General features: G+C 44.6%; 12 protein-coding genes. 1 reads left to right on the top strand and 11 read right to left on the bottom strand.

All coding sequences use genetic code 11. The annotated features are described in order from the left end of the window. The 9 genes from ACNKW2_RS17455 to ACNKW2_RS17415 form a co-directional block, all read right to left on the bottom strand. Window positions 1-859, bottom strand: an 859-nt coding sequence (locus tag ACNKW2_RS17455) for an ExeA family protein (protein ID WP_419149695.1), incomplete at its 3' end; no start/stop codon positions are given. Between the two features lie 4 nt (window positions 860-863). Continuing rightward, entirely contained in the window at window positions 864-2,642 is a 1,779-nt protein-coding gene (locus ACNKW2_RS17450; protein ID WP_419149694.1) for a hypothetical protein, read from the bottom strand. Next, a complete protein-coding gene (locus ACNKW2_RS17445; protein WP_419149693.1) occupies window positions 2,639-3,559 on the bottom strand; it encodes a hypothetical protein in 921 nt (306 codons plus the stop codon). Before ACNKW2_RS17445 ends, ACNKW2_RS17450 begins: the two co-directional genes overlap by 4 nt. A 2-nt stretch (window positions 3,560-3,561) precedes the next feature. Continuing rightward, the gene (locus tag ACNKW2_RS17440; protein ID WP_419149692.1) at window positions 3,562-3,867 is read right to left on the bottom strand and encodes a MarR family transcriptional regulator; all 306 of its coding nucleotides are present in this window, start codon (window positions 3,865-3,867) and stop codon (window positions 3,562-3,564) included. Continuing rightward, window positions 3,864-4,133 carry a hypothetical protein gene (locus ACNKW2_RS17435; RefSeq protein ID WP_419149691.1) on the bottom strand — a complete coding sequence of 90 codons (270 nt, stop codon included), beginning with the start codon at window positions 4,131-4,133 and terminating at the stop codon, window positions 3,864-3,866. The genes ACNKW2_RS17440 and ACNKW2_RS17435 overlap by 4 nt, the downstream gene beginning before the upstream one ends. Beyond that, the gene (locus ACNKW2_RS17430; protein WP_419149690.1) at window positions 4,130-4,276 is read right to left on the bottom strand and encodes a hypothetical protein; all 147 of its coding nucleotides are present in this window, start codon (window positions 4,274-4,276) and stop codon (window positions 4,130-4,132) included. The genes ACNKW2_RS17435 and ACNKW2_RS17430 overlap by 4 nt, the downstream gene beginning before the upstream one ends. A gap of 11 nt (window positions 4,277-4,287) precedes the next feature. Next, the gene (locus ACNKW2_RS17425; RefSeq protein ID WP_419149689.1) at window positions 4,288-4,767 is read right to left on the bottom strand and encodes a hypothetical protein; all 480 of its coding nucleotides are present in this window, start codon (window positions 4,765-4,767) and stop codon (window positions 4,288-4,290) included. After that, window positions 4,757-5,134, bottom strand: coding sequence for a hypothetical protein (locus tag ACNKW2_RS17420; RefSeq protein WP_419149688.1), 378 nt, complete (start codon window positions 5,132-5,134; stop codon window positions 4,757-4,759). The genes ACNKW2_RS17425 and ACNKW2_RS17420 overlap by 11 nt, the downstream gene beginning before the upstream one ends. Window positions 5,135-5,190: 56 nt before the next feature. Continuing rightward, entirely contained in the window at window positions 5,191-5,463 is a 273-nt protein-coding gene (locus ACNKW2_RS17415; protein WP_419149687.1) for a helix-turn-helix domain-containing protein, read from the bottom strand. Window positions 5,464-5,587: 124 nt separating this feature from the next. Here ACNKW2_RS17415 and ACNKW2_RS17410 point away from each other — a divergent pair, with 124 nt between their 5' ends. Beyond that, window positions 5,588-5,995 (top strand): helix-turn-helix domain-containing protein, encoded by a 408-nt coding sequence (locus ACNKW2_RS17410; RefSeq protein ID WP_419149686.1) that lies wholly within the window; start codon window positions 5,588-5,590, stop codon window positions 5,993-5,995. A 4-nt stretch (window positions 5,996-5,999) separates the two neighbouring features. Here the strand turns inward: ACNKW2_RS17410 and ACNKW2_RS17405 are convergent, their stop codons facing one another. Continuing rightward, on the bottom strand, window positions 6,000-6,308 hold the full coding sequence (locus ACNKW2_RS17405) for a hypothetical protein (protein ID WP_419149685.1): 309 nt from the start codon (window positions 6,306-6,308) through the stop codon (window positions 6,000-6,002). 519 nt (window positions 6,309-6,827) lie between these two features. Then, window positions 6,828-6,998: a hypothetical protein gene (locus ACNKW2_RS17400; protein ID WP_419149684.1), complete on the bottom strand. Its 171-nt coding sequence runs from the start codon at window positions 6,996-6,998 to the stop codon at window positions 6,828-6,830. Window positions 6,999-7,258: the final 260 nt, after the last annotated feature.

Below are 7,258 nucleotides of genomic sequence, written 5' to 3'. Positions count from 1 at the left end.
GCCAGCTAAACTCCCTCACGTGCTGGCCACTTAGCTTTTTGGCAAGTTCCGACTGCCCAATTAACACAATGCCCATTACGCGCCTAAAGCCGTGGGTTAACTCCCAAATACGCTTGAGTAGCTTTATCACATCGGCACTTAGGTCGTGGGCCTCATCGATTACCATTAAATGCAAATGGCCGTTGTTGGCGCTTTCAATTAATGCTTCTTCTATTGCGGCATCACGCTCTTCAGCGCTTGGTTTATGCTTGATTTGCAGCGCTCTACAAATCGCGGTAGAGATTGACTCTGCGGTCATCTTGCGGCGGTCTAATCGTGCCGGTTGGATCAAAATCACATCCGGATGATCTTGCTGCACTTGGTGAATAAAGGTGCGGCGAATAATGGTTTTACCGCTTCCACACTCACCATAAAGCGCTATCATGCTGCCTGCGTTTGCAGCAGTTAGCATGTCTTCAAGAATAATGCGGTGAGCATCCACTAAAAATAGGTCGTCTTCACACGTGATCTCGTTTTCAAAAGGGTCTCTACGCAGTTTAAAAAACTTCTTTGCGTTGGCTGTTAGCATTTCAGGCTCCGGATCTTCATATTCAACTTCGAGTTGGGCATTTTTATTTGGCTCATACCAGGTAAACAAATCGGTTAATTGCTCACTGGTTGCGCCCAGTTCTTCTAAATACTCTGCAATGGCGGCTTTAATCGCTTTGCTATCACAGGTTTTTGGCCAGTCGGCTTGTGTTGCTACACGGCTTAAACTGGCTTTGCTAAAGGTCAGCCCTTTAGCGGCTAATGCTTTTACTACTTGGGCTTGCTTAACTCCCAGTACTTCAAACACATGGCTAAGCTTTGTTATTTTCAAACTGCTATCTCGCTATTTTCAGCACTGGAGTCTCCACAATTCCTAGGTGCAACTGTTCAACAACTGCTGAAAGCTCCGTTTCAGCAACTTCTTGGCTGCTTAGCCAGTCGATTTCATTAGGGCGCAGCGGCCTACCCAAACGCTGTGCTACAACCATGCGTAAATCGAGCGAGTCCAACACCTTGCCTTTGCGTGGGGCTTCGGCGACTTGCTTAGCAATCGCGTGGTCTGGCTCAATGGTTTCACCCTTTGGTGCAATGCGGGTTTCGTGTTCAACATTTTTGAGGTGGGTATGGGCAACCAAGGTGCCGGCAAATGGCGCAAGCTTTTTCTTCTTAGCTTGTTTAATTTCAGCATCACTAAGATCTGGAAACGCTAATCTGTCAGCATTCTTAGTTGCCGTTTGTGTCGCCGTATCGGCATTGGTAATGTGTTGCTCTCCAATAACAGGAGCGTCTAACCTAAAGCCATCTTCAGCAACGTCTAATGGCTGCACTTGGTGGAACACTTCTTCATCAAGTGGGTTTTTGACTCCAACCAGCAGATCAGGCGTATCACCAATGATGATTGGGCTCACAGAAACTTTGATGCCATTACGAACGTGCTCAAGCTCGCTTAAGTCATAGCGGTGTTTCGTTTTCGTTCTTGGGTGAACATAGGTTATCTCTAAGTCACCTTTAACGAGCCTGGTTTCACCACTTTTAGTAAGCAGCAGCCTGCATATTTGTTCGTCTGGTAACATGCGCAAGTACTGGCGGTTTTGCGGTTTGTAAATGGTTTGCCACATTGCTAGGCGCGGCTTTTTGTGGCGGCTGTGTTTGCAGTTCATGCCTGGTACTTTGTCGGCATTAAATGCTTCTTGCCATGCCCATACCGACTCGTTCAGCTCGTCTACACTGCTTACCGGCTCAAACAAAATACGGCTTTCAAATTGCTTCTCAACAATGTTGTTTGCCACTTCCACAGCCCCTTTAGCGCGGGGGTTGCCAGCCTCATGGGGTATGTTTTTAACTTTGAGCGCATCCAGCACATTGGTAATGGCTTTGCCCGTGTTGGCACTGCCTTTATCCCAAAGCAGTATTTGCGGTACGCCCATAAATGGCGAATCTTCATGCTGCTTCCAGCACCACATTAAAAAGTCGAACATATTGGCTTGCGTTTCACCTGCTGACTCGTAATAACGCACGCGGATCATCCCGCTGTTATGGTCAATCAACACATAGCGCCACACTCGTAAGTGCTTTATGCGCTCTAAGTTCTCGGGCTTGTTGGCATAAAACTCAGAGTCATTGGCGTAGCGCTGCACTTTGCCTTTTTTGCCAGGTGGGTAATACAGCAAGCAATAAGACGGGTCGACTTGATGCACATGGTTTGGCGCGAGGCTGCGCATTTGAACATGCGGTGTTGCTTTGTCTAGGGCATTTACCGAGGCATTGCGTTTAGTTAGTACACGACTGATCTGGCTTGTGCTTAAACAGTCATAGCCATTAGCAACTAAAATCGACTTAGCCGTTGTAATGTCCATGATCCGCTTTCCATTCTCGCGCACACCTTGATTGAGAATAGAAACCAACATACTGATGGCTTCATCGTCCATTGCCGTTGTGCCCGCATCACTGCGCTTGGCTTTGCCGCTTTGCCAGCCTAGTTTTTTGAGTTTGCGATATAATGCGTCTTTACTTAGGCCCAAGGTCTCACAGGCTTTTTCGCGGATAATGCCTTTTTGGCCGTGGCCAGCATTACTCAGCTGCTCTGCCCAATACTCAAGAGATAATGCGTTCATTCGATCACCTCCGTGGCCTCGTAACCCATTTCGGCCAGCCATTCGCCACTGGGGCGCGCATCGTCTAAATCGCCATAGGTGCGGTGTATTTCATTCCACACATGGGCGAGTTGAGTTAGTAAAATTTTGCTGTCGGCGTAAAAGGCTGACTTGGCCGCGTCGTAGGTTCTATCGTCCATTTGCACTGTTTCTAGCTGCTCGCTAAGCACTAACAGTTGATTGCAACCCTCGCGGATTTGGTTTTGGGTTTTCGCCAACGCTTCAAAAAAGCTTTTGGCTTCACCTTTCCAGCGTTCAGCAGAGAACTTTTTGCTTTCTAGGTCGGTTTTGAGGTTAATGATCTCTTCTTCTTTTTTGGATGAAGAGTCTCGGGAGACTTTGAGCATGCGTTCAGTGGCATCTAGCTCTTGCTTCAGTTTACTTTTTTCTTTGGCATGCTTAGCCTTGAGTTCATCGATTAGCTCTTTAACGGCTTCTTTATCGCCAGTTTCAACAGCCTCAGACTCAATAACGTGCGCTTGCTCTTCTTCAGGTAATTGTCGCAAAGCCCGCAAGTCACGGTAGCCAAGCTTCATTTGTTGAGCTTGCTCGAAGAACTCATCACCAAATTGCTGTAGGTTTAGTAACCGATTGTCAACACTTTGGCGACTCATACCAATTAAATACTGGCAACACTCATCCCAAGTGCTAACAGTTAGCACTTTTCCCTCTGGGGTTTTATATGTTAACCCTTTGAAAGATTTAGATTCTTTAACTTGTTGAAGTATTTTTAATTCGCTAACGGTTACCAATTTGCCTATAAAGTTAAAAGCTTGTATTTGACCTAGCTGTAAAAGGGCGTCCTGCTTGGAAGCAAGTAAATCTTTGCCCTCAATTAGCGCTTTCTCCATGCTCGGGGTTATATCTTTTTCACTCATAACTACCTCAAAATACTGTAGTTGTTGGATTCCAGTTGCAGGTTACGCAGTACGGTTTTCATGTTGTGATCCACCGTATTGCTCAACTGCACCGGTTTTTTGTGCAGTCGCCAACGCTTATCGTTGCTCGGCAAACGTTCAGCCCAACCGGCCTCGGCCAAATTAGCCAGAATGCGCGTCACATCAGCCGCACTGGTGTTTAGCTCAGCAGCTAACTGTTTAGGTTCAACGCCCTCAACTTCATGCCCAGCCATAAGCTCAATCGTTGTTAGTACTCGCTGCACCTGCGCAGATATATATTGCTTCATGCTGTTACCCTCTTATTTGGCATCAGCGGCTTTTTGATGGGGTTATTAAATGCGCTTACGCACTCAGGGCACACCACATCAATATCAAATGCCTCGCTCTTAACATGCCGCCAACCAATATGGTTTGCAGCGTGAAGCCACATTGCTTTGGTAACGCCTGGCTGGGTCGCACGCTCTTGGTGCTTGCAGCATTGGCAGGTTACTGCTGGTTTGCCGTCGATAACTTGCACTTCACAGCTCTCTACTGGTTCAGTTAATAGGCTCATTGTTTTTCTCCTTGTGCTGCGAGCTGCTTCAGCTCTGTCATGCTCATTAAGCGCACTGGCTGACCTATTTGTTTGCCTACCCAAATGGCTGCGTTTTGAGCGATTTGCCGTTTTTTAGGCGCAGCTTGGTCTTTGATAGTCATGCTATTTGCTCCTAAATTAAGGGTTGTTGCGGGTCGTCGAGCTTTTCAGCTTCGAGCTTGTGGTAGGCAAGATCTTGCATAAGCAATACGATTTGGTCGGCAACATGCTGGGCGTTACCATTGCCTTCTTCTAGCTGCATCACCATGCCAATTACTTGGTTAGCGAACTGGTTCAAATGGTTAATCGTAGGCATGCACGGCTTTTTACCTTTGGGCATATCCACAATTAACTTATCTAGGCTATGGGCCATGTATTGCAGCGGGTATTCTCGGCCTGTGGCAGCCATATATGGAATCAATAAGCTGGTTGGCATATCGCCGTTGCCTAGGTGTTTATAAAGCATATCCGTGCTCACGCCGGTTCTATCCGCGATTCGCGGCACACTCATGTTGCGTGTAGCCTGTGCGTGCTCTTTACAAAGCTGAAGCGACTCCTGCAAGCTTCGAGCAACAATTCGATTCCATTGGCGGCGTTTTGGTTTAGCAGTCATAGCAGCCTCCTACAGGTAGACTGTGGGTTGCAAAAAAGCCATTCCAAAAAGAAAGCGTTTTTGGAACTTCCCAAGGGATGATCTTGCTGGCTAGAATTTGATCATCACGTAAACGGGAGATCAAACCATGCAAACCGACTTTGTTACTTACCAGTTTAATAATTTGCTTGAGTGGCTGTGCATTGACGACAAACCCAGTGCTACTCAGTGTGAGGCTAGTGCTAAAGAACTGCGCCAACTTATTGTTGAACTTGGCCGCTATACGCATATTGAGCGCAGAGTGGTGGTTAATCGCTTGTACCAACAACAAAACACGGCTTTGTTGGCGCTGATAGCGTTGTGCTATGTACGGGCTAATAATGTGCATTGTGTAGCTCCTGTGGGTTCGGTAACTCAGTTATTAGTAAAGTGGTTACTTAGCCCTTACGAGGCCAAAAGCTGTTGAAGCTGTGCCACACCTTGCTTGCGGTCTTCACCTCGAAGCACACGGGGGCTGTGATAGGAGCTTGTGTTTGGGAAAACGACTTCAATAGGCTTGTTTATGATTTTACAAATTGCAGATGCAACTCGGCGAGATTGGGTGTGGCCGCAAACCACACCAGACACGGTGGCTAAGTTTACTTCCAATGCGTCAGCGACCATAGAAAGCGAATAGCCTTTATTTGCAATGGCTTGTTTAATTTCGGAGGGTTTCATAGTACATTACCTTTTTGAGTAAACCTTTTACCTGAACTTTGGCGAGTGAAAATAAAAGGTTTAGTTAATTGTTAGGCTAAGTATAGGGTTCACATGAGAACCCTGTCAACATGAATTCCCATATATGAACCACAAATTAATTGAAGAACGAGAGAGACTAGGTCTCCAACAAAAGCAAGTCTATGATTCTATTCAAGTTGGTAAATCCACCTATTACAGGTGGGAAAGTGGCACCCCAATACCTTCAGACAAGTTAACTGAACTCGCGAAGTTAGGATTTGATGTTGGCTATCTAGTGACAGGCAAACGTACTCAGACACAAGAAGATGGAGTTGTTTGCTTTAGCAAGCAAAATATTCAAGAAGCTCTGACTTCGTTTTTATACAATACGGCTGAGTTAGGCTTGCTGACGAAGTCACCAGATGCGAAAGTTGAATCTTTGGTAAATATGGCAATGTTTAGTTTGTTTCGAGAGATTGGAGAGGTTTATCAGCCAGAGATAATAGAGACAAAAAGTAGAAGCTCAAAATAACCCTCTACTTTTTTTTGCTGAACTCGATAAGGTTTGATGGTTTTGTATTTTTATAACTCGACTCACAAAGAATGTTGAAGGCATCCGCCTCATCTTTCCACTCAACCAACGCCATATACTTTGTAAATTGGTCGTTCATGCTGTCAATATCTCTTCTTTGTCTAAGTAGTACATAAGCTTTGCTTCCCAGTCCATCATCCTGAAAAGCATCACTGTTCACGTAGTCTTTTGGACCTCCTCGCAACTTAACTGAGGCCATAATAATTGTTATGCTCAATATTATTAAACCGGAAAAATATATCAGACTAAACATTTTGATTCCTTGGCTTTAGTTTATATTCCCATAGATAACCGACTAACGGTAAAGCAATCAACGAGCTTATCGCCAGATTCCCTGAATTAATTCCCAGTGTGTATAACGTACTTAAATGATGTGTGCCGAAAATTTCTAGCTCAAAGAATCGAGCTATTTGAAGGAGGCCCAACGCTGAATACGCAAACATAACACTCAGAGATGTGAAGCCGATACAAGCTTTATGTCTAATATGAGCGTAGTAGATCACAAATATACACAAAACATCTAAAGTTGCCCAAGTACCGTACCAAAATACTAGATTGTCCCTCGATGCAGAGACAATCTCATTTAAATAGGGTTCGATTCTAAGGTTCAAGAATTGAGAAAGAACCCAGACTGCCGAAGCTATGTAGTAAGAGCGAGAACCGATTTTCAAACAATACATCACCAATGGTGCAATTACTGAAATCAACCAAATCCATGTATTTATCTCATGTAGCTTGTTTAGGTAATCTGGGAACATGTTTACAACTCAACTTACTTCTTATTATCGCTTTTCAAACCTTCATAATATTGGACTTCTGGAGCTACCACAGCTTTAGTCTTTGCACCAGGATCATTCCCGCTGCCATTACCACCAGTAACCAAAATCAACGTTCTTTTATTAAGAAGCTTGATAGTACTTTTGCTAGATTTTTTTATGTGCATTTTTAAAACTCCTGTAGTTGGGAGCTATCAGCTTAACACTTTTTAAATGGATTTATTTTAAACTAGATTAAAAATGGGAACGGAGGGTTCGGCTCTCCTGCCACGTTACTACTGGTTACTCAATCCATTAACTCAACTATAACATTTACCAAATATTAGGCAAACAGTTTTGTTATGAAATACGGAATAATTTTTGAAATATGCCATGTACACCCCGTGTTTAGCGTTGTGATGTGATAATTTGGTAATGTACAACACCC

The sequence above is a fragment of the Pseudoalteromonas 'SMAR' genome (assembly GCF_048515945.1).
In the GTDB taxonomy this organism is placed as follows: Bacteria; Pseudomonadota; Gammaproteobacteria; order Enterobacterales; family Alteromonadaceae; genus Pseudoalteromonas.
The sequence above is the reverse complement of the archived record's forward strand: the minus strand, read 5'-3'. Positions and strand labels throughout refer to the sequence as shown.

What these genes read in the sequence shown, in the direction of transcription:
- ACNKW2_RS17450 (WP_419149694.1), bottom strand. Translation starts at nt 2,642, where the DNA reads ATGAACGCATTATCTCTTGAGTATTGGGCAGAGCAGCTGAGTAATGCT.
- ACNKW2_RS17445 (WP_419149693.1), bottom strand. Translation starts at nt 3,559, where the DNA reads ATGAGTGAAAAAGATATAACCCCGAGCATGGAGAAAGCGCTAATTGAG.
- ACNKW2_RS17440 (WP_419149692.1), bottom strand. Translation starts at nt 3,867, where the DNA reads ATGAAGCAATATATATCTGCGCAGGTGCAGCGAGTACTAACAACGATT.
- ACNKW2_RS17435 (WP_419149691.1), bottom strand. Translation starts at nt 4,133, where the DNA reads ATGAGCCTATTAACTGAACCAGTAGAGAGCTGTGAAGTGCAAGTTATC.
- ACNKW2_RS17430 (WP_419149690.1), bottom strand. Translation starts at nt 4,276, where the DNA reads ATGACTATCAAAGACCAAGCTGCGCCTAAAAAACGGCAAATCGCTCAA.
- ACNKW2_RS17425 (WP_419149689.1), bottom strand. Translation starts at nt 4,767, where the DNA reads ATGACTGCTAAACCAAAACGCCGCCAATGGAATCGAATTGTTGCTCGA.
- ACNKW2_RS17420 (WP_419149688.1), bottom strand. Translation starts at nt 5,134, where the DNA reads ATGCACATTATTAGCCCGTACATAGCACAACGCTATCAGCGCCAACAA.
- ACNKW2_RS17415 (WP_419149687.1), bottom strand. Translation starts at nt 5,463, where the DNA reads ATGAAACCCTCCGAAATTAAACAAGCCATTGCAAATAAAGGCTATTCG.
- ACNKW2_RS17410 (WP_419149686.1), top strand. Translation starts at nt 5,588, where the DNA reads ATGAACCACAAATTAATTGAAGAACGAGAGAGACTAGGTCTCCAACAA.
- ACNKW2_RS17405 (WP_419149685.1), bottom strand. Translation starts at nt 6,308, where the DNA reads ATGTTTAGTCTGATATATTTTTCCGGTTTAATAATATTGAGCATAACA.
- ACNKW2_RS17400 (WP_419149684.1), bottom strand. Translation starts at nt 6,998, where the DNA reads ATGCACATAAAAAAATCTAGCAAAAGTACTATCAAGCTTCTTAATAAA.